The sequence below is a fragment of the Cryptosporangium sp. NPDC051539 genome (assembly GCF_044454545.1).
Classification (GTDB): Bacteria; Actinomycetota; Actinomycetes; order Mycobacteriales; family Cryptosporangiaceae; genus Cryptosporangium.
The window spans coordinates 1-25,061 of the sequence record NZ_JBITDV010000028.1 but is presented as its reverse complement, the minus strand read 5'-3'; the positions used below and the strand labels follow the sequence as shown (position 1 = coordinate 25,061).

Annotated in this window: 23 protein-coding genes and 1 pseudogene; 20 read left to right on the top strand and 4 right to left on the bottom strand. The window is 68.4% G+C overall.

Features of this window, described 5'->3' with window-relative positions; genetic code table 11:
* The first annotated feature begins 161 nt into the window (after positions 1–161).
* Positions 162–1,109: a tyrosine-type recombinase/integrase gene (locus ACIBZJ_RS42975; protein WP_395939392.1), complete on the top strand. Its 948-nt coding sequence runs from the start codon at positions 162–164 to the stop codon at positions 1,107–1,109.
* A 15-nt stretch (positions 1,110–1,124) separates the two neighbouring features.
* Here the strand turns inward: ACIBZJ_RS42975 and ACIBZJ_RS42970 are convergent, their stop codons facing one another.
* The gene (locus tag ACIBZJ_RS42970; RefSeq protein WP_395939391.1) at positions 1,125–1,598 is read right to left on the bottom strand and encodes a multiprotein-bridging factor 1 family protein; all 474 of its coding nucleotides are present in this window, start codon (positions 1,596–1,598) and stop codon (positions 1,125–1,127) included.
* Between the two features lie 173 nt (positions 1,599–1,771).
* Between ACIBZJ_RS42970 and ACIBZJ_RS42965 the strand changes: the two genes are divergently transcribed.
* The 13 genes from ACIBZJ_RS42965 to ACIBZJ_RS42905 all read left to right on the top strand — a co-directional run bounded on the left by ACIBZJ_RS42965 (position 1,772) and on the right by ACIBZJ_RS42905 (position 11,823).
* Positions 1,772–2,011, top strand: a complete 240-nt coding sequence (locus tag ACIBZJ_RS42965; RefSeq protein WP_395939390.1) for a helix-turn-helix domain-containing protein — start codon at positions 1,772–1,774, stop codon at positions 2,009–2,011.
* A 383-nt stretch (positions 2,012–2,394) separates the two neighbouring features.
* The gene (locus ACIBZJ_RS42960; RefSeq protein WP_395939389.1) at positions 2,395–3,027 is read left to right on the top strand and encodes a hypothetical protein; all 633 of its coding nucleotides are present in this window, start codon (positions 2,395–2,397) and stop codon (positions 3,025–3,027) included.
* Entirely contained in the window at positions 3,024–5,048 is a 2,025-nt protein-coding gene (locus tag ACIBZJ_RS42955) for a type IV secretory system conjugative DNA transfer family protein (RefSeq protein WP_395939388.1), read from the top strand. The genes ACIBZJ_RS42960 and ACIBZJ_RS42955 overlap by 4 nt, the downstream gene beginning before the upstream one ends.
* Entirely contained in the window at positions 5,045–5,776 is a 732-nt protein-coding gene (locus ACIBZJ_RS42950; RefSeq protein ID WP_395939387.1) for a hypothetical protein, read from the top strand. The genes ACIBZJ_RS42955 and ACIBZJ_RS42950 overlap by 4 nt, the downstream gene beginning before the upstream one ends.
* On the top strand, positions 5,773–6,165 hold the full coding sequence (locus ACIBZJ_RS42945; RefSeq protein WP_395939386.1) for a hypothetical protein: 393 nt from the start codon (positions 5,773–5,775) through the stop codon (positions 6,163–6,165). Before ACIBZJ_RS42950 ends, ACIBZJ_RS42945 begins: the two co-directional genes overlap by 4 nt.
* Positions 6,162–6,359 carry a hypothetical protein gene (locus ACIBZJ_RS42940; RefSeq protein WP_395939385.1) on the top strand — a complete coding sequence of 66 codons (198 nt, stop codon included), beginning with the start codon at positions 6,162–6,164 and terminating at the stop codon, positions 6,357–6,359. The genes ACIBZJ_RS42945 and ACIBZJ_RS42940 overlap by 4 nt, the downstream gene beginning before the upstream one ends.
* Complete coding sequence (locus ACIBZJ_RS42935; RefSeq protein WP_395939384.1) at positions 6,356–7,222, top strand: hypothetical protein; 867 nt, start codon at positions 6,356–6,358, stop codon at positions 7,220–7,222. Before ACIBZJ_RS42940 ends, ACIBZJ_RS42935 begins: the two co-directional genes overlap by 4 nt.
* Positions 7,219–7,941, top strand: coding sequence for a hypothetical protein (locus ACIBZJ_RS42930; protein ID WP_395939383.1), 723 nt, complete (start codon positions 7,219–7,221; stop codon positions 7,939–7,941). The genes ACIBZJ_RS42935 and ACIBZJ_RS42930 overlap by 4 nt, the downstream gene beginning before the upstream one ends.
* A complete protein-coding gene (locus ACIBZJ_RS42925) occupies positions 7,938–9,632 on the top strand; it encodes a hypothetical protein (RefSeq protein WP_395939382.1) in 1,695 nt (564 codons plus the stop codon). The genes ACIBZJ_RS42930 and ACIBZJ_RS42925 overlap by 4 nt, the downstream gene beginning before the upstream one ends.
* A gap of 113 nt (positions 9,633–9,745) precedes the next feature.
* Complete coding sequence (locus ACIBZJ_RS42920; RefSeq protein ID WP_395939381.1) at positions 9,746–10,039, top strand: hypothetical protein; 294 nt, start codon at positions 9,746–9,748, stop codon at positions 10,037–10,039.
* 93 nt (positions 10,040–10,132) lie between these two features.
* Positions 10,133–10,534, top strand: a complete 402-nt coding sequence (locus ACIBZJ_RS42915) for a DUF4326 domain-containing protein (protein WP_395939380.1) — start codon at positions 10,133–10,135, stop codon at positions 10,532–10,534.
* Positions 10,531–10,923 (top strand): hypothetical protein, encoded by a 393-nt coding sequence (locus ACIBZJ_RS42910; protein WP_395939379.1) that lies wholly within the window; start codon positions 10,531–10,533, stop codon positions 10,921–10,923. The genes ACIBZJ_RS42915 and ACIBZJ_RS42910 overlap by 4 nt, the downstream gene beginning before the upstream one ends.
* A 93-nt stretch (positions 10,924–11,016) precedes the next feature.
* Positions 11,017–11,823 (top strand): phosphoadenosine phosphosulfate reductase, encoded by an 807-nt coding sequence (locus ACIBZJ_RS42905; protein ID WP_395939378.1) that lies wholly within the window; start codon positions 11,017–11,019, stop codon positions 11,821–11,823.
* A gap of 206 nt (positions 11,824–12,029) precedes the next feature.
* On the opposite strand, the gene ACIBZJ_RS42900 is transcribed toward ACIBZJ_RS42905, so the two are convergent.
* Positions 12,030–12,407: a hypothetical protein gene (locus ACIBZJ_RS42900; RefSeq protein ID WP_395939377.1), complete on the bottom strand. Its 378-nt coding sequence runs from the start codon at positions 12,405–12,407 to the stop codon at positions 12,030–12,032.
* Positions 12,408–12,832: 425 nt separating this feature from the next.
* Between ACIBZJ_RS42900 and ACIBZJ_RS42895 the strand changes: the two genes are divergently transcribed.
* Both ACIBZJ_RS42895 and mobF read left to right on the top strand, forming a co-directional pair.
* Entirely contained in the window at positions 12,833–14,494 is a 1,662-nt protein-coding gene (locus tag ACIBZJ_RS42895; protein WP_395939376.1) for a DNA cytosine methyltransferase, read from the top strand.
* A complete protein-coding gene (gene mobF, locus ACIBZJ_RS42890) occupies positions 14,488–18,840 on the top strand; it encodes a MobF family relaxase (protein ID WP_395939375.1) in 4,353 nt (1,450 codons plus the stop codon). The genes ACIBZJ_RS42895 and mobF overlap by 7 nt, the downstream gene beginning before the upstream one ends.
* A gap of 10 nt (positions 18,841–18,850) precedes the next feature.
* Here mobF and ACIBZJ_RS42885 read toward each other — a convergent pair whose 3' ends face one another.
* On the bottom strand, positions 18,851–19,297 hold the full coding sequence (locus ACIBZJ_RS42885; protein WP_395939374.1) for a hypothetical protein: 447 nt from the start codon (positions 19,295–19,297) through the stop codon (positions 18,851–18,853).
* 1,264 nt (positions 19,298–20,561) lie between these two features.
* Between ACIBZJ_RS42885 and ACIBZJ_RS42880 the strand changes: the two genes are divergently transcribed.
* The 4 genes and pseudogenes from ACIBZJ_RS42880 to ACIBZJ_RS42865 all read left to right on the top strand — a co-directional run bounded on the left by ACIBZJ_RS42880 (position 20,562) and on the right by ACIBZJ_RS42865 (position 24,250).
* Positions 20,562–21,839 carry a DUF4062 domain-containing protein gene (locus ACIBZJ_RS42880; protein ID WP_395939373.1) on the top strand — a complete coding sequence of 426 codons (1,278 nt, stop codon included), beginning with the start codon at positions 20,562–20,564 and terminating at the stop codon, positions 21,837–21,839.
* Between the two features lie 543 nt (positions 21,840–22,382).
* Positions 22,383–22,613, top strand: a pseudogene (locus ACIBZJ_RS42875) (helix-turn-helix domain-containing protein); the annotation flags it as partial.
* Positions 22,614–22,700: 87 nt separating this feature from the next.
* Positions 22,701–23,678, top strand: coding sequence for a hypothetical protein (locus ACIBZJ_RS42870; RefSeq protein ID WP_395939393.1), 978 nt, complete (start codon positions 22,701–22,703; stop codon positions 23,676–23,678).
* The gene (locus tag ACIBZJ_RS42865; protein WP_395939372.1) at positions 23,675–24,250 is read left to right on the top strand and encodes a GNAT family N-acetyltransferase; all 576 of its coding nucleotides are present in this window, start codon (positions 23,675–23,677) and stop codon (positions 24,248–24,250) included. Before ACIBZJ_RS42870 ends, ACIBZJ_RS42865 begins: the two co-directional genes overlap by 4 nt.
* A gap of 120 nt (positions 24,251–24,370) precedes the next feature.
* Here the strand turns inward: ACIBZJ_RS42865 and ACIBZJ_RS42860 are convergent, their stop codons facing one another.
* Complete coding sequence (locus tag ACIBZJ_RS42860; protein ID WP_395939371.1) at positions 24,371–24,709, bottom strand: hypothetical protein; 339 nt, start codon at positions 24,707–24,709, stop codon at positions 24,371–24,373.
* Positions 24,710–25,061 lie beyond the last annotated feature (352 nt).

Sequence of the window (25,061 nt, the reverse complement as noted above, 5' to 3'; positions counted from 1 at the left end):
CTTACAAGCGAGGGGTCGGGGGTTCGAAACCCTCTGCGCCCACATATGGCCCCTGGCCAGCGGAAACGCTGCTGGCCGGGGGCCTTTGCGCTGTAGTAAGCCGGTCGGTAATCCTGTAACTACTGACTTTTGCTCTTCCAGATCTGGCTATCATCCTGGTTATGCGCACCCATTCTCAGCCAGGAGTGGCCCGCCCCGCTGCTCCGATCGAGATGCCTCTGTGGGGCGATCTGGCCAACGACTGGGCTCGATCGATGCGTGCCCGCAATCTGTCGGCGAACACGATCCGTATCTACCTGGGGGCGTTGCGGCAGCTCGCGGATCGAGTGCAGCTGCAGCGCGGCGAGGTGCTGGTGACGGAGGTCGGCCGGCGAGACATCGAAGACTGGACCGCGAACCGACTGGAGTTCCGAGCCGCCGGAACGGTGAACGCTGAGTGGCGAGGCTTGCAGCAGTTCTTCAAGTGGCTCGCCCTCGAAGACGAGATCGACGTGGACCCGTTCGTCAAGCTTTCGGCGCCAATCGTCCCGGAGGCGCCGGTGCCGGTCCTCACGGACGACGAGATCAAGACGGTGCTGGCGGGCTGCGCCGGGAAGTCGTTGATCGATCGACGCGATACCGCGATTCTGCGGCTGCTGTTGGATACCGGCGGTCGTCTCGCTGAGATCGGCGACCTGCAGACCGATGACGTCGACCAGGACGTACAGCTGCTGCACGTCGTGGGGAAGGGCAGGCGCCCGCGCGCGCTACCGTACGGCGCGAAGGCCTCCGATGCCCTCGCGCGCTATCTCCGGAGTCGCAAACGCGAGAAGAAGGCCGATCTGCCCTGGCTGTGGCTCGCCGCGCAGAACCGCGGTCGCCTGGAGGCCGACGGCATCAAGCAGATGATCGCTCGTCGCGGCGCGGCGGTGGGTATCGCGAATCTGCATGCGCACCGATTCCGGCACACGCTCGCGCACGATTGGCGCGCCAACGGCGGCAACGAGACCGACCTCATGCGCATCATGGGTTGGAAGTCGCCGGCGATGCTCCGCCGCTACGGCGCAACCGTGGCCGACGAGCGTGCGATCAACGCTCACCGCCAGATGCGGCGAGGTGACCGGATCTAGCCGGGGTGCGGTGATTCAGGCGTCAGGAGAGTCCTGAGGGTTGTTGCGTCGCCACACGGCTGCCGCGATGCGAGCGATCTCCGCGCGTTCCTCCGGCGTCAGTGGCAAGTCCTCATTGGCGGCCAGGGCAAAGATCGACTCCGACGAGTCCGGCGAGCCCGGTGCATTGACGTCAATCCGGAGATGCTCGTCTGGTTTCGTGGCGCGCTTGGGGTACAGCTGACCGGCGATGACTGATGCCCATAGTTGGGGCTCGGTGCCGTCGGTGAGGAATCGGCTCAGCGAGCCCTCTTGGTACTTCAGCACCTGCTCCATCCGGCGGAGAGTCCCGCCTTGCGGTCGTTTCTGCCCACGCTCGGCGTCGCCCCAGGTCGTGATCGACATCTCGGCGGCTTTCGCTGCCTGCTCCAGCGTCAACCCGAGGCCCTCGCGCCGAACGCGGATCCGGGTCCCTAGATCTTGTAGGCGAGCTGTCGTCTCGGGCGCCACGGTTCCTCATGTTCCTGGATAGCTGGCTACCAGTAAAGCCAGCTCTAGCCAGGACCGTATCTTCCGCGCGGCCTCTCTGCGTTTGCGACCCCGCGAGCGGTCGATCATCTTTTCACTTCCAGTCTTGTCCAGAACTGGCTCAAGTCTTGTCCAGTTCTGGTAGTGTCATGGCTATGGGAACGACGATCCTGGTAGACCGGCGAGGCCTCCGGTACTACCGGCAACGAAGGGGCCTCACGCAGGTGCAGCTCGCGGAGAAGGTGCGCGCGAATGGCGGGCGCTGTTCCGGAGACTTCATCGGCAAGCTTGAGCGCGGGGACCGGCGCTTTCTCGGCGTCGCGAACTACGCCGCGGTCGTAGCGGTGCTCAACATTGACTACGACGAGTTGCGCGTCGACTTGGTGGCGTCATGAGCGGCCAGCGACTCGACGCAGAACAGCGACGCCTCCGAGCAAGGCTCGCGGGGTTATCGAGCTGGGCGCACACCGCCGACCGCTCGGCGCGTGCGCAGCGGGCACATGACGCCCGCCGAGCCCGCATCGCCAAAGAACTCGACCCCGACGACGCGATGGCGCCCGATCAGCGGGCGGCAGCTGTCGACGCTCGGATTAAGGCCGACATGACCCGCTTGGCCTTCAAGGCCAGCAAGGCCCGCCGTGCGCGACGTGCGAGCGGGGCCGAAGCAACCAGCCAGTAGCTCCGCGCGGACCGGCCCGCCATTCCGCCAAGAAAGTTCGGACCGGCCCGCTTCCTGCACCTCTCACCAACCCTTTCGAGTCAGGGAGTAGGTACCTCCATGTCTACAGCAGCCCAGCTGCTTCGCACGATTGCCGAGCTGGTCGACGCCGGCGCGCCTCGACCGGACAGCATCACCTTCAGCCACACCGGAGTCGTCGAGATCCTCTTCGACAGCTTCGCCGCCGACGGTTCCTGGACCGCTTATGTGAAGTTCTTCGATGGCGTGCCCCAGGCGCCGCGGTACCACGGCAAGGGCAGCAGTGATCCGTTCACCGCGCGGCCTTGGACCCGCGACTTCAACGGCCTGCCGGTCGAGATCGTGGTCTACCGCCGCGGGGACGCCCGCACCGAGGGCGAGATTCTCGCTGCTGCCGCTGCGCACGTCCGCGCCCACGGGCACGTGCAGCACGACTACACCGACGAGACCGGCGCCTGCTGCATCAACGGCGCCATTCAGTACGTCGTCTCCGGTGACGCGACGAACGTCGAGGCCGGACAGTCAGCAAAGAAGCTGTTCGCCGAGTCGCTCGGCCTGTTCGACGCGCAGGACGCCGACGGGGTCACGGTCGAGGATCTGATCGGCCGCTGGAACGACGAGGACGGCCGCACCACCGACCAGGCCGTGCTCGCCCTCCTGGAGGTCGCCGACCAGGAGCGGACCGCCGAGAAGCACCCGGTGGTGGCCCGATGAGCAAGTACGTCGAGCCTCCGAAGAAGCAGATGTCCGCCCGCGCGCAGATCGCGTTGACGGCGGTGGTCGCGGTCGTGGCCGGGGTGTTGCTGGTGCGGATGCCGGCGGGCACGCCGGGCCGGGCGTACTGGCTGTGGCCGGTCGGGTTCGGCGTGCTGGTGCTGGGCGTGATGGTCCTGGAGTGGTGGCCGAACCGCTCGGCGGCGCAGATCCGCAACTGGTTTCGCGTGGCGGGTCTAGCCGCGGTCCTTGTGGGTGCCGGGCTGCGGCGGGCTCCGGAGCAGCTTCCGGGCCGGGTGTGGTGGCCCGCGCTGATCGCGGCGGGTGTCACGGTCCTGGCCGGGCTGGTGGTGGCGTGGCAGCGTCGCCGCGCCGGATCAGCCGGGACGGTGAACCGGTGGTCGAAGCGGTCGCGGCGTAACGACGGGGTCGCGTCCCGCTGGCAGCTGTTCTGGGTCGCCTCGTGGTTCCCGGTGCGCCGCAAGGCCACCATTTTGCGGCCGTCGCTGCGTGGCCTGTCGTGGTGGCGCCGCTGGTTCCTGGTGCCGATCACCGAACTCGGTACCCCGCTGGCGCGGGTCGGTGGCATGAGGGTGGTGTCCCCGGTTGAGGACGTCACGCTGCGGGTCGGCGGTCCCCGGTCGGGTAAGTCCGGGGAGTTGGCCGGGCGGATCTTGGACGCGCCGGGTGCGGTGATCGCGACGACGACCCGCACCGACCTGATCGACCTGACCGGTGACCTGCGCGCGCAGGTCGGTCCGGTGCGGGTGTTCAACCCGTCCGGTCTGGGTGGGCTGAAGTCCACGGTCGCGTTCGATCTGCTCGCCGGATGTGAGAAGCCGTCGGTGGCGGCGTACCGCGCGGAGGACCTGATCGCGGGTGCTTCCTCCGGTGGCGAGGGTGACAGCGGCGACCGGGAGCACTGGAACGCCCAAGCGGGGCGGGTGCTGGGGATCCTGATGCACGCCGCCGCCCTGGGTGGTGCGGACATGCCCACGGTGCAGGACTGGGTGGCCTCTCCGGAGGCGGGCAAGGCTGACATTCTGCGGTTCCTGCTGCGTTCCCCGGAGCCGGGGTGTGAAGCGGCGGCGTTGCAGTTCATCGACACCAACGACCGGACCCGCTCGTCGATCACCTCGACGATCATGCCCGCCCTGTCCTGGCTGATCGACGAGACCGCGGCGCAGGCGGCGTTCGCCGGCCGGGACCAGATCCGCGGCTTGGACGGTCTGGGGGCGGTGGCCGGGTTCGACGTGCAGGAGCTGCTCGACACCCGCGGCACCGTGTATCTGCTCGGCGCCGAGGACGGCCGCACGGCACCCCTGCTGGCGGCGTTGACCGGGCACATCGCCCGCGAAGCCCGCCAGATCGCCTCGTATCTGCCCGGCGGCAGGCTCGATCCGCCGTTGACGCTGGCGTTGGACGAGGCGGCGTTGATCTGCCCGATTCCGCTGGACAAGTGGACCGCCGACATGGGCGGCCGCAACATCACCATCCACATCGGGGTGCAGTCGCGGCCGCAGCTCAACCAGCGGTGGGGCAAAGACGGCGCCGCCGCGATCGTCAACAACTCCGCCACGGTGCTGCTCTACGGCGGGATGAAGGAGTCCGACGACCTGGAGTCCTGGTCGAAGCTGACCGGTGAACGTGACGAACTCGTCGACACCACCGACCAGAACGGTCAGCTGCAGTCGCGGACCACCCGCAAGGTCGCGGTGATGTCGGTGGCGCAGATCGCGCAGCTGCCCTTCCGGCGGGTCGTGATCATCCGGCGGGGGATGCCCCCGGCGGTCGGCCGCGTCCAGATGGCCTGGAAACGGCGTGACGTCAAAGCCCACCAAGCCGCGCAGCGGCGGGCACGGCGCACCGCGACGCTCACACGCCTCGCCGACCGCGTGTTGTCGCGCTGGCCCGACGCCGTCCCCGCCCAGCGATCCGCCGCCCACACCGGCAGCCCCGGCGGCACCGCTGCTGCCCAGCCGACCACTACTCCTGTCGCCCCTGGAGGTGACCTCGCATGAACCGTCTCACTGCCGCGATGCGCAACGCCTGGACATCCGTCCGTGACTGGCTCACCGTGCAGGACGACCACAGCGCCCACGACGACCGGGCCGGGCGGCACCACCAGCACGACCAGACCGAGCGGTACTCCGACCAGCCGGACAACACGACCGGGCGGCACTCCGCCCGCGCAGCGGCGGCACTGGTCAGTGCGTGGGCCGATGAACGCAGCCACGCCGAGCGTGAGGTCACCGACGCGGGCGAGGCGCTGGCGCTGGCTACGCCGTTCGCCCGCAGCGCGGAAGGCATCCGTGCCCACGAGAAGGCCCAGGCCCGCTACGACCAGGCCCTGGAACGCCTCTGGTTCATCGACGGCGCGACCAGGGCCGAAGAGTCAGCGGCGGGAACCGCTCGCGGTGAGGAAGCCGCTAGCCACGATGCCGACGACCAGGCCGACGACCAGGCCGACGACGGAGAGGGCGGCGACGAGGCCGGAGATGACCAGCGCGGCCGTGGCGACGCCGAGGAGTCTCAGCCCGTCGACGAGACCGACGGCACGGCCGGTCGGACCGACGATCCGGTGAAAACCGCCCGCGCCACGATGGACCAGTTGCGTTCGTCGGGCGCGAATGTCCGGCAGCGGTGGGCGAACTCGGCGGAGGCCTACCGGCAGCAGCAGGCCCGCTGGCACGCCGACGACCAGGCCGCAGCCGCAGCCGCAGCTGCTGATCAGGGGTGGGCGCGGTGAAGGCCGACCACATCCAGCCTGAAGACGAACTGTTCGTCAACCTCGACCGGCCCGGAGCGCCCCGCTGGGCCTGGGACCGCCCGCACGTGATCGTGCTGGCCAAGCACGCCGACGGCTACCTCGAGGTGTTCGACGACGAGGGCGAAGTGCACCGCGTCCACCCCGCGCAGTGCCGCCGCACCGAACCGGAGACCCGGACCGGCGTCGACGCCGGCGGCGCCCCCGCCGCCACAGGCACCGACCCGACCTGGTCGCGGTCAACGGCGGTATCCCGCCGCGCCACGGCGAACAGCTCGACCTGTTCGCCGAGGCAGATTCAACTCCCAGCGCAGCTGATGCCTACCGCGGGCAGCGCGCTCTCTACCAGCCCGAAGGGCACACCACCATGACCCTCGATCCGATCCGGGCCGCGGCCGAGGCCGTCGCTGAACTGGCCGACGTGTTCGCCGGTCCGTGGCGGCGCGGGAACCGGCAGATGCACACCGCCTGGCCCGACGACGAGGACACCCACCAGTCCGGCTATCACCTCGTGGCCGAGGCCGACGAGGACCGCGCCGAGGATATGCGGGAGGCCGGACGATGAGCCTGTTCACTCGCATCCGCGCGCAGTGGGCCACTCTGCGAAGCCGGGTCGGCGCCGCTGCCGAGCCCCTTGACCTGGTCCTCACCGACGCAGCCCACACCGCACTGGCCGGCACCGCACAGACCGACTCTGCTTCAGTTGGCGCGGCTGCGTCTGCTGCCGCGTGGGCCTGGGCGTACGCCGAGACGCGCCGCTACGAAGAGCGTGTCGCGCAGAAGGGTGTCTGGTTCTCCCGCGACGAGTACCAGCGCATCGCCGAAGGCTTCGCCCGCGAGTACGACTGGCGGCGCTCCTACTACCCGGACGAATTCCACCCTGACGAGGTCACCGCGGCCCAGGAGGACGCCCAGGAGCCCACCGCAGCGGACGAGGCGGCGTGGACCGAGGCCGAGGAATGGTCCCGCGCCGGGATGCCCTACGACTGGGAGCCAGTCACCGAGTCGACCGCTGAGCAGCAGTTCAACCAGTGGGCAGGTTCCGCCTCGTCCGGAGTGGAGTGCACGAAGGCAGAGGCCGACGCCGCCGAGGCCTGGGCGGACGGCTACCAGGAGCAGATGGAGCGGCTAGAGGTCGACGACCCGGCGAGGTTCGACCGGATCATCGAGGACTCCAACCGGCGGCTCCACGAGGGCGCGGCGCTCTCCACGCAGACGGACGGTCAGCAGCGGGCCGCGGACCCCGTCGAGGCAGCCGAGGACGCCGTCACCAGGCTTCGCCACGTCGCCGCTGACGCCCGCGCACGTGCGGCCGTCCAGGCCGAGCAGCACGCCGCCGAGGCCTACCGCGATCAGCAGGCCCTCTGGCAGGCCACCGCCGCAGCCCCGGCAGCGGATACCCGCTCGACACGGGAGGACGTCCGATGACCCCGCCGACCCCGCCGCCGACCGTGCCCCCGACACCGCCGGCCGGGCCGGACCCTGTCGCGTTGGCTGGTCTGGCCCGCCAGGTCGAGGCCCTGCAGCGGCAGGCCGCAGACGTGCAGGACACGCCGGACAAGCTCGACCAGCTCGCGAAAGACGTCGTCGACCTCACCAAGCTCGTCCAGGAACTCCTCGAAGGCGCCCCGAACCGACCCCGGCCGTCCTGGATCTGCCCGGCTAAGCCGCTGACCGACGAGACCGCCGGGAAACTGCTCGCTGATCTGCTGCGCTGGGTCGAGCTGGTTTATCTCGAATACCCGGACGGCGCCGAGTCGCTGACCGGGTGCTGGTTGTGGCACCCGCACGCGGTCGAGGAACTGCTGTGGCTGCGCCACGCGCACGACGAGGCCTACGCCGGTCCACGTGCCTCGTCGAACGCGGTCGGGGACTGGCACGACCGCTACCGGCCCGCCGTGGCCCGCCGCGTGAAAACCGCGTTGAACGGCTGCTCGGTCGAGCGGCACGTCGCCGGCGGACCGCGTCGGGACAAGGTCGCCGAGGCCCGCGCCGTAGCGGGCGCCGCACCACTGGGTCGGCTGGTCGAGCCGATCGCGTTGTGGTGGTCGGTCAACCGCGACGCCGAACCGCCGCAGCCCACCCCGGAGCAGCTGCGACCCCTGCCCACGCACGTGACGACCCGGCTGAACGGAGACCCCCGATGACTATCAACGACCAGCCGCTACCCGGCATGGCGTGGCCGATCCGCACCACCCCCCACGCCAACGGCCATACCCCCGAAGCGGCCACCGTGCCCGCGCCCGCAGCCGCCCCAGTGCCCACGCACCAGGCGGCACCGGCTGCGGCGTCGGCACCGCAGACGGCTGCCGCTGCGACTACCCGCAGTACGTTCGCGGACAAGCTCGCCTACGCCCTCTACAGCACCGCCGCGAGCGCCGCAGTGGCCGGGCAGGTATGGGCCGCCGCCAAACACGTCCCGTTCCCGGACAACGTCCCGGAGTGGGCGCGTGCCGTCGCCGTCGCTCCCGGTGTCGCCGCTGCGGAGCTGGGTGGGATGACCACCGCCGCGTTGGCCGAGGCCCGGCAGAAGCTCGGAGAGAAGGCCTACGGCTACCGGGCGATCAGCGCCGCGTCAGCGGCCGGCGCGATCGGGCTGCAACTCGGCGGGCACGCCGACCAGCCCTACCTCGCCGGGGCGTTCGCCGGACTGTCCGCGCTCGGCTATGGGGTGTGGCTTCTGCAGTCCGGCGGCAAGCGCCGCGACGCGCTCCGCGCCGAAGGCAAGCTCGCCGACACCGCACCCAGCTACGGCGCCGCCCAGTGGGTGAAAGAACCGCGGATCACCCACCGCGCTAAGCAGCTCGCCGTCGAACAGGGATTGGACCGCAACGCCTCCCTAGCTGCGGCCCGGGAAGAAGCCAAGACGCAGACCCGGCGAGCGGCCATTGCCGGGCTGGTCGCCGAGACCATGCACGCCGAGACCGACAACCCGCTGCACGCCAAGATCGCGACCAGCACCTACGACCTGGACAAGCTCGCCGAACGCATCGAGGCCCGCACCGACTACGACGGGTGGGCCGACACGATCAGCGGCGCCCTCACCCCACCCGGCGCGGCGGGTAGCCGCGCAGGTGACCCCGGCGGACCAGCGCACGACGGACCAGCGCACGACGGACCGGCGGAAGCCGGGGTAGCCGCTGCGGTCGCTACCACGGCCGTGGTCGAGGAACCGGTGTGGACGGTGGAGAACGCCACCAAGGCCGCGCATCTGATGCTCGCCGCCAACGACGTGGACGCACTCGCGCAGCTCTACACCACGGCAGCCGGCGGCGACCCGGTGGCCCGTCAGGCACTGGCTGACGCCGACGTGTGGGACGCCCTCAGCGACACCGATCGAGCCACCATGGTCGGTCTCGCCGTGCGAGCAGCGAACGCTGAACGCGGCGACGATCACGACCACGAGCACGGCGCCGCGACGACCGACCTTAAGGAATCGGGCACCGACCTTAAGAACTCAGAAGCGGGTTCAGTGTCCGATCCGGAGACCGAGGCGGCGGCTGCTCTCCGCCGGGAACGAGCCGCGTCGGCGGCGTCGCGGATCCGGCAGGAGTCGGGGCGGCTGCCGTCCGGCAGCCAGCTCGCTCAGGTCGCCGGGGTCGCTAAGTCCACCGCTAACTACGCGATGAAGCCGCTGCGCGAGCAGCGCGGCTCCGACGGCGTCGAGGCCGCCGGCAAGGCCGTCGCCAACCTGCAAACAACTCGCGGCAATGCGCGTGAGCGGCGTAGCGCCGACACCGATCAGGAGTCCGCCGCAGCCGCCTACCAGGGCCAGCAGGCCCTCTGGCGCGACACCGACCAGCACGAGCACACCGACGACGTCGTGCGGGAGGTCTGACCCGGCTCACAGGGTGCCCCGCGGGCTGCACACCACCGGTCCGCGCGGCGCCCAGCCAGGTCAGACACCCGGCCGCACCGCACTCCATACCGACGACCCCCGGGGGGATCGCTATGTCTACAACGCCGCTCACCAGGCAGTACCTCACCCACAAGCTCGACCTGATCATTGACGCCGGCCGCCGCCGGGACGGCGCCGCCGGCAGCGCCGTTCTGCGGCAGATGTACGCCGACGGACACGGCCAGGCCGCCGACACCATCGCGCGCGAAGTCATCGACACCGGCCTGCGCAACCTCGCCCGCACCCGGACTAGCGAGCGCACTGACCAGGCCTACCGCGACCAGCAAGCCGTCTGGGCAGCCGACGACGGACACACCGACCGCGACGGCGACGCCAGGGAGGCCTGACCCGGCTCACAGCTGCCCCCGCGGGCTGCGCACCACCGATCCGCGCGGTGCCCAGTCAGGTCAGACCCGGTAGCGAACGAAGGAGCAGCAACGATGACGTTTCCCCAGCGCGTGCGCGTCGCAGGCGACCTGTTCCACGGCCGCCTCCCCGCCGACGCGGTGTATGTCGGGCGGTCCGCGCCGGGTCTGCCGCGTAGCCGGTGGGCCAACCGGCACCCGGCCGGTAAGCCCTGCCGGGCCTGTGGTCTCACGCACGACCGGTGGGCGGCCGTCGCCGCGTACGCGGCGGACCTGAGCCGCGATCCCGCGCTCACCGCGGACGCCCGGAGCGCGCTGCAGGGCCGCGATCTGGCGTGCTGGTGCCACCCGGACGACCGGCCGTGCCACGCCGACCTGCTGTTGCTCGTCGCCACAGGCTTGGACGCGCTGACGGCGCTGGTGGTCCTGGTCACCGCCCACCACGCCGCGGAGTTGCTCGCGCAGGAGCAGTCGTGACGGCCGCGGAAGCGGAGTGGCTGGCCTGGTACCAGGCCGGGGTCACCGCTGGATACGCGCAGGGCCGCACCGATGCCGAACGCGACATGGCCGAGGCATGGACCCCGGTGGCCGAACGGATCCGGGCGAGCGCCGGCCAGGCCACCTGGGCGCAGCTGCTCGCCGCTCGCGACGAGCACCAAGCCCCCGACGGCTCCTATCGCGCTAACCCCGTCGCCGATGACTACACCGGCGGCCCAGCGAGCTGGCCCGACCCCGTCGACCGTGCCAGCCACCTCGTGAAGCAACTGCAGACCGCTACCGGACGGCGTCGAGCAGGCAGCCCAGCTGACGCCACCCGCAACGCCGACCAGCACGAGCACACCAGCCACGACGTGAGGGACGGCTGACCCGGCTCACAGGGTGCCCCGCGCGGGCTGATCGGTCCGCGCGGTGCCCAGCCAAATCAGACCCGATTGCGCTGCTCTGAAGGGAGTGACGAGATGACCGCGCTACGCACTGTCTCCTATGGAGGCGGCGTTCAGTCCACGGCCCTGCTCGTGCTGGCCGCTACCGACCGGATCGACTTCTCCGTGTTCCTGTTCGCCAACGTCGGCGATGACTCCGAGTACCCCGGCACACTCGACTACCTGCACGAACACGCCATGCCGTATGCCCGAGAGCACGGCATCGAGCTACACGAGCTTCACCGCACCCGGCGGGACGGGACCACCGAGACTCTCTACGGGCGGCTGACGCGGCCCGGATCGCGGTCGTTGCCGATCCCCGTGCGAATGTCCAACGGCGCACCCGGTCGGCGCTCATGCACCGCCGACTTCAAGATCCGGGTACTGCACCGCTGGTGCCGCGAGCACGGCGCCACCGCCGAGCAGCCGGCCACCGTCGCGGTCGGCATTTCCATCGACGAATTCGAACGGGCGCACAACCGCCGGGAGGAACCCGCCGAGCGTGTCGTCTATCCGCTACTCGACCTGCGACTCTCACGGGCCGACTGCGCGCAGATCATTCGCCGGGCGGGCCTGCCCATTCCGCCTAAGTCGGCGTGCTGGTTCTGCCCATTCCACCGGCCCGCCACCTGGGCGGAGATGCGCCGCGACGAACCAGCGCTCTTCGCGCGGTCGGTCGACCTGGAACGGCTACTCAACGAACGTCGCGCGCTGCTGGGCAAGGACCCCGTCTACCTCACCCGATTCAACATGCCGCTGGACCAGGCGATCGGTACTGCGCAAGACACGCTGCCTTTCCCCACCGACGACATCACCTGCGACAACGGGATGTGCTGGTCATGACCCCCGGTGCCGCCGCACCACAGCCACTTCGTCCCGAACTGTGCACGCTCAGGTCGGGTAAGGGCTCCTACGCTGGTCAAGACTCCGGCGCGGTCGGGCGTGGTCGGGCGTGGTCGCTACGGCTGCTGCACTTTGCTGCTGTACGACAGGTGCCACTGTCCGACGCTACTTTTCTCGGCGGGCAGAGCATCGCGTCGAGCGCGTGGTCACGGGAGCCACGAAGGCTTCCACGCGCCCGAGGTCCAGTTGACGACGTAGTTGATGCCGACGCTTATGAGGAAGCCAAGGCCGGACAGAATCCAAGCACGTCGAACGCGGCGGGTAGCCGCTCGCTCAAGGGTTTCGCGTACTGCGGTGATCTGCACCTCGGTGAGCTCGACCAGCGCCCGAGCTTCGTCTACGCCCGCTTGCAGCTCCGCGTACTTCGCCGTCCGGTCTTCGATGTCCTGTTCGAGGGCAGCGAGATGGACTCGGAGCCGGTCCAGCTGATCTTCGCCCGGGACCTCGAAGGGATAGGCAGGCAGGCCCCAGAGGAACCAGAACAGCGCAGCAATCGGCGGGCTGAGGGCGAGCACCAGGACCAAGCCGAAGTTGTTTGCGAGCCAATCCCAGAGGCTTACGCCTACGCATACCAACACCCAGCCCGGAGTCAGGGCCGCGAGTGCGATCCATGCTCTGCGAAGTCGCATCCGCCAAGGCCGCCTCTAGCCGATCCGCTACAACCCACCTCCATAATCGACCCTCAATCAAGTTCACCCTCAGTAACCCATCTACTCAGCAACCCTCAAGAACTCAACCAGCAGCACCCCTCCAACAAACTCCCAACCCATCAACTACTGACGATCACACCCTTGCATCACGATCCGATGGGCACCGCGCGCCTGCGGCGCGGCGGCGCTAACCGCTCCGTGCTGCTCACCGTGCGTCCCGAAGGTGACGTGTCACCTACTGTGATCGCAGCGGCGCGTTGCCACTCCTTCGCAGCATTGGCCGAAGGAGCCGAGCGGCGATGAGCGTGACGTTCACCGACATCTTTTGCGGCGCCGGCGGGTCGAGCATCGGGCTGACCGCTGCTGGCTTGGAGTTGAAGCTCGCCGCGAACCACTGGCCGCGGGCGATCGAAACACACGCGGCGAATTTCACCGACGCCGAGCACTTGTGCGCGGACGTCAACAACTACGACATGCGGCGGCTGCCCCGCACTGACGTGCTGTGGGCCTCGCCGATCTGCACGGAGATGTCCCCGGCCGGCGGGCGTCCCGGCCGCCGTAAGGCCGGGAAGGCCCCGGCCAAGGGCCAGCTGGATCTGCTGGAGTTCGGGCCGATCGCTCGAGCTGGGTTCGAGCGCACCCGCGCGACGTTCCACGACGTCATCCGCGCTACCGAGGTGCACCGCTACCAGGCGGTGATCGTGGAGAACGTCGTTGACGTCGTCTGGAAGTGGGAGCTGTTCGACTGGTGGGTCGAGGGCATGTGCAAGCTGGGCTACCGGGTCCAGTTCGTCTCGGTGTCCTCGGCGCACATCGGAGGCGAGGGCAACCCGCACGCCCCGCAGTGGCGGGACCGGCTCTACCTCGTGTTCACCCGCACCGGGATCCCGTTGCCGGATGTCACCCCGCGCCCGCTGGCCCGCTGCCCGGTCTGCGAGACCGACGTCTACGCCGTCCAGGCGTGGCGCAATCTGCGTAAGCGCAAGGTCGGCAAGTACCGGCAGCAGTACGACTACAAGTGCCCGAACCAGGCCTGCCGCCACGCCGTGGTGGAGCCCTACGTCCTGCCGGCCGCCGCCGCGATCGACTGGACCGACCTGGGTACCCGGATCGGGGATCGCGCCCGCCCACTAGCCGCAGCCACCGTCAAGCGCATCGCGGCCGGGCTCGAGTTGTTCGCGACCGAGCCGAGCATGGTCACGGTCGACCACGGTGAGCTGGCCGCCGACGGCCGGATCTACCCGGCGTTCGCCCGGCCACTGCCCACCCGCACGGTCCGGATCGGCGACGGGGTAGCGATCCCGCCCGCGCTGCTCACCCCGTGCGGCGGGAACTGGAACACCACGGCGACGACGTCCGCCGAGCCGATGCGCACCCGGATGGCCAACGAGAAGGGATTCGAGGGCCTGGCGGTCACGCCGGCGGCCTGGCTGACCGTGATGCGCAACCACTCGTCCGCCGAGCCGCTGGACGCTCCGATGTCCACCATCACCACCAGCGGCCACCACCACTACCTCACCGTTGCCCCGGCCGGCGGTGCGGCTCCGGCCCCGGACCCGGCCGCGTTCTACGTCAAGAACTACGGCGGGCACGCCGAGCCCAAACACATGGTCAAGCGCACCGGGTCCGAGCCGCTCGGCGTGATCACCTCGCAGGATCACCACGCCCTGGTGGTCCCGTACCGCAAGGACAGCGCCAAAACAACCGGCCAGCCGCTGCACACCCTGGCCACCCGAGAGTCGGCCGCGCTGGTCCGACCGGCGGTGGCCGTCGAGGACTGCTCCTTCCGGATGCTGCAGCCCCGTGAGCACTTGCGCGGGCAGCGGTTCCCGGACACCTACCTGGTGACCGGCAACCAAGGTGAGCAGACCATGCAGGCCGGGAACGCCGTCTCGTCCAACGTCGCCCAGTGGCTCGGTAGCCGCGTCGCTGACGTGCTCGGTGGTGGTGGCTGGTGCTGAGCGTCAAGTCCGGCCGCTACTCGTCGGACTACTACACCAGCGCGTCGGACGAGGAGAACTACTACACCGGTGCGGTCGGTGAACCCCCCGGCCGCTGGTCCGGCGAGGGCGCCGCGCACCTGGGTTTGGTCGGCGACGTCGACGCGCAGGACATGAACGCGGTCTACGACCACTTCGTCGACCCGCGCGACCTGGCGTTCCGCGACCCCGAAGGATGGGCGGACGCCGAAAAACTCGGGCACACCGGGCGCAGCTACAAGACGGCGGAGGAGATCTACGCGGGTCTGCTCGACCGCGAGCCGGATGCGTCCCCGGAGCGGCGCGAGCAGTTGCGGGCTGAGGCGAGCGGTAAGGAGCGGAAGAACGTCGGGTTCCACGACGCGACGTTCAGCGTGCAGAAGTCGATCACGGTGCTGCACGCCGCGTTCGAGCGGGAGGAAGTGCAGGCCCGCAACGCGGGCGATAACGAGGCCGCCAACGCGTGGCAGGTATACCGCGTCGCGGTCGAGGAGGCGATGTGGGCCGGGAACCAAGCATCACTGGACTATCTCGCCAAGACGGCCGGCTACACCCGCACCGGGCACCACGGCGGGGCCGCTAACCGCTTCGCCGACGCGCACGACTGGACGGTCGCGTCATTCTTCCAGCACGATTCCCGCGACAACGACCCGCAGCTGCACATCCACAACGTGATTCTCAACCGCGTGCAGGGCTCAGATGGCAAGTGGCGCACGCTGCACGGCGCTCTGCTGCACCAGCAGCGGGGCGCCGCCGCCGCGGTCGGTGAACGCACCACCGAGGAACACCTCACCCGCACCCTCGGGGTGCGGTTCGCCGCGCGTCCGGACGGCAAGGCCCGCGAAGTCGTGGGTGTCGACGAGGCGGTGCGGGACCTGTTCAGCTCCCGGCGCCGCTCGATCACCCGCAAAACCGCTGAGCTGGTCGCGCAGTTCGAGCAGCGGTTCGGGCGGGAACCGAACGCGCTGGAGCTGTCCCGCCTCGCGCAGCGGGCGACTCTGGCCACCCGGGCGTCGAAGTCGCACGAGGCCAAGACCGTCGAGGAACGGCTGGAGCGGTGGGACCAGCAACTGCGCGCCGAGGTCGCCGAAGGCCTGGCCGGAGTCGCAAACAGCGTGCTGCAGCAGCGTGGCGAGGCGCAGGCCGGCACGTTCGTCGCGGCCGAGGTGATCGAGACGGCACTCGCCGACGTCCAGGCCGGACAAGCTGCCTGGACCCGGGCGGACCTCACGCGGGCGATCAGCGACGCCCTGCCCGACCACCTTGGTGGCCTGACCGGCGCCGAGGTCACCGCGCTGCTCGACGGCCTGACCGACCAGGCGCTCTCGCTGGCCGTGCCGCTGGACGCTGAGCGTCCGGGCGATCAGACGTTGCCCGACGAGTTGCGGCTGGCCAACGGCGAATCGGCCTACACCGAACCCGGCTCACGCCGCTACGCCACACCCGACCACATCCATACCGAGCGACTGCTGCAGGTCTCCGCCACCCAAGGCTCCAGCCCCTCCTTGTCGTCGGAGCAGGCGCGGCTGTTCCTCGAGGAACTGGCCGCTGCCGGGGTGGAACTCGGCGCCGACCAGGCCGCCGCAGTCAGTGGTGTTCTGACGTCCGGATCGGGTGTGGAGACGCTCATCGGTCCGGCAGGCACCGGCAAAAGCTTCGTGGTCGGCATGCTCGCCAAAGCCTGGACCGACCAGGAGCTGTGGAACGGGCGTAGCCGTCAGGTCGTCGGGCTGGCCGCCTCCCAGATCGCGACGAACGTGCTCGCGGGTGAAGGGCTGCGGGCGATGAACATCACCCGCTGGCTCAATGCCCAGCAGGACATCGCCGCGCATGCCGGGCAACGTGCCCGCCCCGAGACCGAGGCGTGGCGGGTGCGGCCCGGGGATCTGATCGTGGTCGACGAGTCCGCCATGGCCGACACCGCGTCACTGGCGCAGATCACCGAGTACGTGCAGGCCGGCGGCGGGAAACTGCTGCTCGTGGGCGACCCTCGCCAACTCGCGGCGGTCGGTGCGGTCGGCGGCATGGAGCTGACCATCGGGTTCGCCCCGTCCTACGAGCTGACCGACGCCCGCCGGTTCACCCACCAGTGGGAAGCCGACGCGTCGCTGCGGCTGCGCGCCCACGATCCGGAAGTACTCGGGGAGTACCACCGACACGGCCGGGTCCTGGACGGCGGAACCGTCGAGCAGGCCGAAGCCTCCGCGTCCCGCGCGTGGCTGGCCGACCACCTCGCCGGGCAGCACACGATGCTGATCGTGGACACCAACGAGCAGGCCGCCCGCGTCGCCGCGCAGCTACGCGCCGATCTGGTCAAGCTGGGCCGTGTCCAGGAGGACGGGGTGCTGCTCGGTCTGCAGGGCACGTTCGCGGGGGTCGGGGACATCGTCCAGGCCCGCGACAATAATTGGGCGCTTGGCCGTGAGTACGGCAACCGACGTGCGCCGATTAACCGCGAGTCCTACCGCGTGATCGAGACCCGCGATGACGGTGGCCTAGTCGTCGAGCCACTCGCGCACCCGGGCGAGCGGATGGCCCTGCCCGGTGAGTACGTCGGGAAGTCCATGGCGCTGGATTACGCCTCGACTGTGCACGCCGCCCAGGGCATGACCGTCGACACCACGCACACCGTCGTCACCGGCCAGACCGGCCCCGAAGCGTTCTACGTCGGTATGTCCCGGGGCCGGGAGTCCAACACCGCGCATGTAACCACTCGTGCCGTCCCGGTCGACTCCCCGACCGGGGCGACGTCCGATGTTCCGCGCAAAGACCCGCTCGTGGTGCTCGCTTCGACGCTCGAGGACGCCGATCCGCAGCTCTCTGCGCTGCAGACTGCGGTCGAGTCGGCCGACGAGGCCGGGCACCTCAGGACCGCCGTCGAGCTGCTCGCCGACGCGGCCGAGATCGCCGTCGCCGGCCGCACCGCCCGCTGGCTCGACGAGCTGACCGCCGAAGGCGCACTCACCATCGACCAGCGCACCCGACTGGCCGCCGAAGACGGCGCCACCACCCTCAACCGGTTGCTCCGCCGTGCCGAAGTCGCCGGACACGACCCGCGCGAGGCGCTTTGGGACGCGGTCACCGACCCGCGCGGCCTCGAGGACGCGCGGCAAATCTCCAACACGCTGCACTACCGGATCACCCAGGCAGTCGACCTCACACCCGCAGGCACCAGCTACACCGACTGGACATCGGCTGTCGACGACGCGCAGTGGGCGGTGCACCTTGCGGCGCTCGCAGCGGCTGCGGACGCCCGCCGGGTCGAGCTCGGTGAGGCGGCGATCAGTGACCCGCCGACGTGGGCGGTCGAGGCATTCGGCCCGGTACCGCCTGATCGTGAGGCCCAGCAGGCTTGGGCAGAACGCGCGGGAGCGGTGGCCGCGCACCGCGAGCTGACCGGTCACGACGACGAGAAGACACCGCTCGGACGGCCTCCGAAGCCCGGCCAGGTCGAGGAGTACGCGTCCTGGCGCACCGCGTGGGACGCACTCGGCCGTCCAGCAGCCGACCGCGACGAGGTGGAACTGTCTGACGGGCAGCTGCGGATGCGGGTGCGGGCCGCCGAACGGGAGGAAGCATGGGCTCCCCGGTATGTCGCTCAAGAGCTGGCCGGTACCCGGCAGGCCGCCGACTCCCAACGGCAGACGGCGCAGATCCGCGCCGCCCAGGCCACGGCGATCGCCGACACGCAGGAACGAGCCCGGCTGGAACAGGAGGCTACCGACGCGCGGATGCTCGCCAACATGCTCGATGCCCGCGCGGAGCAGCTGGCCGCAGCCGACGAGGCCCGCGCACAGTGGCTGGCCGAAACCGCGTGGACGCGGGCCGCCGCGGACCGGGCTAAAGCCGAGCTAGCGGCCCGGGACGTCGACAAGGAACCGCAACGGGAGACCACTGCCGCAGAGTGGCTCGCCGCCCACCACGAGGCCAACCGCGTCGAGGATCACCACCGGGAAATCACCGACGAAGCCGACCTGCACGACGTCACCGACACCCGCGCCGCCGATCTGAATGCGGTCACCACCGACGCCGACGTGCAGCGCGACCAGGTCGACGTGGAGAACGTCGACGTCCGCGAGGCGGCCGCGCACGATCCTCGGCCAGTCGAACGGGACACGGTGCAAGTGGCCACCGCCGAGGCCACCGCCGACGCACTGCGCCGGGCGCAGCGGCACCTGATCGAGCAACGCCAGCGCAACGCCGCGCAGATCGCGATGCAGGCTTACGCCGACACCGAGAGGGCCGGACAGCTGTCGCACTGGCGGGAGCGCGACGCCGCCCGGTACGCCGAGAGCAGCCGCGAGAGCGAGCACGCTCTGGGCAGGTAACTCGACGAGGTCAGCTGTGCTGAGCCAGGTCGGTGCGCAGAGCGCTGGCCTGGCTCAGCCAGTGGTAGGGCGCCGGCACGTTGCGCATCCACGCCCACCGCAGCGTTGCGACCGCCGCTTCGTAGTACTCACGCTGACTGACGACGACTGGCGACGGACGCTTGCTCGCCAGCATCGTCTCGCCCGCGACCAACTCGGCGGTGATCAACTCGGGGAACGCGCGCTTCTCGCGCCGGGTGGCCGGCGACTTCGACATGTGACGCCGGCCGTCGAGCCTCCGCGACGTCGCGTCGGCCAGCCACCGGCAGGCACATGCCACACCCCAGACGCCCCAGTCGGCGCCCTTCAACTGCTCGTGCATCTCTTCGGACGCCGTCCACAGCGCGACGAACTCGTCACGGGACACCTTGATGTTCGCCGCAGGGATGCCGCGCAGGTCAGCCTCTGTCAGCTTCATGCCGATCACGGTCCCACGCCCGGCCGACAGTTTCAGCCACTCGTCGGTGAACAGCGGAAACGCGACAAGCCCAACAGACAAAAGGCGAAACCGGAGCCGGGCAAGCCCGGCACTAACTTTGCGGCCCTGCTTAGCACGGCCCCACTCACCGTCAAGGGGGTCCGAACTTTCCCGCCTCACCCACTGGAGACCAAGCGCATGACGCGCGAGCGGGAAAGTGCGGCCCTGATCCCTTGACCGCGAGCCTCCGGGGCCGCGCACAGCGCCGAGAAGGGCGAGCGGCACAGCCGTCGCCCCGCCCAACGGGCCGCGATAAAGACCCGGGCGGGATCCGTCGAGGGATCCGGCTCTCACCTTCCACACAGATCAAGCCGGACTCCTCTCACAGAGAGGAACGAGCGCATGGCCAGGATCAGTCGCAGCGGCGCAGGAATCGATCGGCTCCGGTCCTTCCCAGACGAGCGAGCGGCACACGAAGCAGCGATCCGCGCGTCACAGGAGCGTCAGCGCCAGGCTGCCGAGGCGGCGGCCAGGGCAGCTGCGGAGGCTGCGGGGCGCTAAGCACCAGAGGGAACGGGCCAGGCCTCGATGACGGGGCCGGCCCGTCACCTTCCACAGATCCAGGCCGACCCCCACCTCACAGAGAGGCGACTCCATTCTCCACCGCTCACACTCCCGTTGGGCATCGATTGGCGCGGCGCGGACCGGGTCCTCGCTCAGCGAGTCCGCACAAGATGTCGTAGAGGTGCAAGCTGTTGGGGATGGCCTGGACGCAACGTTCGACATTCTCCGTCTGACCTGCAGTGCGGGCAATGGGTGTCGGTGGCACTGGGTGATTCTCCGACTGCCTAGCGACGGCCTAACTGCAACCCTTCGATTCCCGGACCATTTCTGTGAACATCTGCCGCTGTCGGCCAACACCTGCGTTGACCAGCGCCTCAGTCCGCCCTGTTCTCTCATCGCCAACGACCAACTTTGGGCAGCGATCAGCGATTGCCGTTGGGTAAGTCGTGGCGCCGGGGCACTCCTGTGCACCCGCACTACTGCCAGGACCCGTCTTGGGGATGACCCGCCACCTGCCCGCAGGCATTTAGAGGGGTCCCGAGCGTGCGGGTCCCATAAGTAGCCGCCAGTGACTCCCCCGTTCACCTTCAGGTTGGGTATGGATCAGGCACGGAACTCAAGCCGCATCCGACAGGACGCGAACTCACGCGGGCGAAAGGTGCGCACGCGGTTGTGGGCTGATCCGCCCACGGAAGGCACCATGCGTCGGACGGCGGATCTCGCGATGGTGCGGCATGCCCCAACGCTCTGGATGGACTACCGGCCGGTGTGGACACAGCCGTATACTCCCTTGGAATCAATTTTGGGGGAGGTTTCGAAGATGGCCAATTTTCGAGTGCTTGTTTCAAGCACAGCCTACGACATGGCCGTCCTACGATCATCCCTTCGTGGGTTCATCCATGGGCTAGGCTATGAAGCGATACTGAGCGAATATTCGGACATCCTTTATGACCCGCGCGAGCATGCTCACAAAAATTGCTTGGATGAGGTAGGAAATTGTGATGCGGTGGTTCTGGTTGTGGGATCTCGCTTCGGGAGTACTCTAACCAATCGCGATGCATTCGACGCCATTCGTGATGTAGATGTTAGGCGCTTCATGCGGGGCGAGGGTGATTCGAAGGTGTCAATCACCCAAGCCGAGGCACTTTATGCATCCGGCTGCGGAGGGCCCGTATTCGCCTTCGTCGAGGCGGCCGTCTACCACGACTACAAAGTTTATCAACGAAACAAGGGCTTGCCTTTCGCGGCGGAAATAGTCTATCCATCGATTAGTCAGCCCAACTCCGCCGAACATATTTTCGATTTCATTACCTACCTTGAAAGCAGATCATTCAATAATGTTGTAATTACCTTCGATAGGCTAGAGGAAATCCTAGACCATCTGCGCAAGCAGTGGGCGGCGCTTTTCCAACGGCTACTTTCCGAGTCGCGAAACAAACGTGATGAAGGAATCCGGATAGATAGATTGGCAGACCAATTCGAAGATCTCAAGGCGGCCCTGCTCGCCACTGTGGGTGATGCTGACAGTCGGGGAATTGCTCGGGCTGTCATTCGCTACCGGCGACTTATCGACTTCATGCGAAGTTTGCCGAATACGGGCGAGGAGATGCGAGCTGCGATGGTCTCTGCCGACTACTCGTGGCCAGAACTTTTGTTGAAAACTGCTGGTATCACCGAATTTCAGGAAGTCCGCACCCCGCGGCATCTAGGTGGAACAATGTTGGTGCGCCCAGATACAGATACCGAAATTCTAATGGCGCGCATGTCGCCAGAGGTCATGCAGCGAATATCGTCGGATTGGCAAGGATTTCGCGGCTTGTCGCCGACTATCCGGGCGGTGGTATATGACACTCATATGGATTCCGACGAGAGGCACCCGCAGTTCTTGGTCCGCCGGGTGAGTCCGGACCAGCTCGCCGAGGTCACCCGGGAAGGAGAACCGGAGCGCGTGGTAGATCCGGACTCCGAGCAGTCATAGCTTGAGAAGTACAACATCCCCGTCTGCCGCCGGCCTGGTCGGCTCTGCCCGGGTCGTCGGCAGACGGGATGGCCCCCCCTCCTGCCAGAGATCCCCGCCGGAGGCATGCTTTTAGCTCTTGGCGGCCCTGCCGCGTTTCGCACCCAGCCGAGCCGCCGCGGCCGGGCGTCAGCAGGAGGCCGCCCTTGAAGGCGTGCGGAAGTACTCACGAAGATGATCAGTTGGCAGTCGGTAAGGCCGAGGTCAAAGTCGCGAACCGGCTCGTGACCTGTTCGGCCGGTGTCCCGCGACGCACGACGGCGTATCTGACGCCTGCCGACTCGCTGACGACGAGAAACACCGCGACTGGCGATGAGTCGACGACGACGACCGGGACGGCGCCTCCCGTGCGCGAGGTGACCTGGAGCGTGTACTCATCGGTCGTTTCTGGGCGAGTTGCCATAGCTCCAGTCTTGGCGCCGGGAGACGAATCGCCGACCCCGGACCAAGGACGCGACTACCGTATGCAGTGCGCGCATACCTGCCGGTCATCGAGGGGACCTCATGAATCGCCGGGCCGAAGTCGAGCATGTGCTGTCCGCGCCCGCGTGCCGCCGTGCGATCGTCGCTGGTGAGCATGGGACGGTAATCAAGCTCGTACGGGAGGCCCTAGGCCTACGGCAGAGCCAGCTCGGTGTGTCGACCGGCTACAGCCAGGCGACGATTAGCCGCCTCGAACGCGGGCGCGGACGGATTACAGACCTCACGGTGTTGCACTCGATGGCCGAGGCGCTGGGCATCCCACCCGGATGCCTCGGGCTGGCGGACCCGCCGGGAACGCGGTCTAGCACGAGCGGCCCAGCCGTGGGGGAGGAGAACGACGTGAAGCGCTCGGAGTTCCTCAAGGGGCTGATTGGTGTTGTCGCCGCTGCAGGACTCCCGCCGGCGCTCGCTTCGGACGAACCTCGACGCATCGGTACCTCGACCGTGGAGGAATGCCGACAAGCGCTCGGCCGCCTCTACACCCTTGATGGCCAGCACGGCTCCGGAAATCTGTATGCGGTGTCGACGTACATGATCGAGCGTCTCCATCGGCTACTCGACCGTGCCAGCTATTCCATAGAGACTGGCGACGAGTTGCGTCGTGTGACGGCCGCCGTGGTCGAGAACACGGGATGGGTGGCGTTCGATGGTGGCCGGAACGATCTGGCCCGGCAGTGGTGGTTGGAAGCGATCCACGCTGCGGACCTCGCAGACGACGTCGAAACGCGATCTGTAGTCCTGCTCTCGATGGCCATGGCTGAGGCCAACTTCGGATCCGGTCGTGAGGCTGTTCACCTGGTCGAAGCAACGCGCAGCGCAGTCGGCAGTCCCAGCCCGCGGCTAGCGAGCCTGCTCAGCGCCCGCGAAGCACTCGGACACGGCCGGATGGGGGATCGGGCCGCGGTAGCTCGTGCGATGACTGCCTCTCGCGCGTTGCTGCAACGCGGCCCGTCCGCGGCGGATCCTGGCTGGATCGGATTCTGGAACGGCGCTGACCTCGCGTCGCACGAGGCGAAAGCCTTTCGGCTCGCCGGCCACCACAGAGGTGCCGAGCTGGCCGCCCGCGAGGCGGTGACGCTCGCCGATGCCACAGTTCCGCGCAACGCCGCCTTCTACCGCTGCCAGTTGTCCGAGGTCTTGGCCGAGCACGGCGACCTGGACGAGGCGATGGCGCTCGCGCGCCCGCTCGTGCTGGGCGTACGGAGCGAATCCCGGCGAGTGCAGCGCATGCTGGATGGCACCGTCACTGCGATCGGTCGCCGGGGTCCGCAACGCGGAGCGGAGTTTGCGCGCTGGGCTGAGGTGGTGGCTTCGTGACATCTGACCTCACCTGGTTGAGTAAGGCCGTGACCTGTCGGCGGATCGACGATCCTGATGAGGCCCTCCAGCTGCTCGACCAGTTCCTTCCGGTGTACCGGATCGTGAACCGCGAAGCGCCGTACCTGGAAGATGAAAACGACGTACAAGCGTTCGCCAGTAGCTGGCCACGGCGCGTAGGGCAACCCGGATTCAGGCTTGCGCTCGCCGAGGTCGACGGGCAGGCAGTTGGATACGGGTTCGGGCATCAGCTGGTCGTGAACACCCGGTGGTGGAAGGGTGCAACGGGGCCACTCGACGTGGACACCGCTGAGGTACCCGGACGCACGTTCGCGGTGATCGAGTTCGCGGTCTTGGCTGAGTTCCGACGACAGGGGATCGGCCACCGGCTGCACGCACTGTTGCTGAGCCCGTCGACGGAGGAGCGGGTCACGCTGCTCGTGCGCACGGAGGACGAAGCCGCGCCGGCGCGAGCCCTGTACGCCGGACTGGGATACCGCCGGGTCGGCGAGATCACGCCCTTCGAGGGCGCACCGACGTACGCGGCGATGGTCCGCGACCGGGAAAGTTAGCTGCCGGGATCGTCGGGAACGCGGTCTGGTCGGCCTTGCGCGGCGCGAGCTTCGGAACTCCTTAGCCCGCGCCCCGGCGTGGAAGGCGAGATGGTTTTGATCCGGATCGGGTTCGTCGATTTAGCAGTGGCTGCTGGACGATGCGCGCGTGATGTCGTTGAACCGTTGCGCAACCGCCGGCACCGACGGGAAATCTTGATTCCAGCTGTAGCTCATGTTGTCGCTTGTCATGGATGGGCTGCCGAGCTGGGGCAGGGTGACGATCGGGTTCCTGTAGGCGTCCTGCAGGGTGATCGTCATTTGCCACGAGTCGGAGTCGCTGAATGGCCCAGAGGCGTCCGAAGATCGAACCGAGGCGCTCCAGGACACTCGCCCGTCATCAAACAGCGTCAGCACGCCATTGTTCAGGGTGCAGTCACCGCGGGTGAGGTTTTCCCAGGACAAGGTCTTCGACTCCACCGCTTCAGCCGGTGTTGCTGTCGCCAATGAGAGGCAAGTCGCCGACACAAGGAGAGTGGAAAGTATGATTTTTATATCCATGTGGCAATTTAAACATGTAGATCATGTGTTGCGCGGTTGACTGCGGTTGTGGTGAATCGCGGAGGCGGCTGCTTCTTGCGCGGAGGCCACATGGCAGCCATCCGGTAACTGCGCGCTTTTCGGTGTCGCGCGACCTGGCGACACGCCGTGTAGCACTCCGGTCGGGAGTGATTCTGCTTACAAGCGAGGGGTCGGGGGTTCGAAACCCTCTGCGCCCACATATGGCCCCTGGCCAGCGGAAACGCTGCTGGCCGGGGGCCTTTGCGCTGTA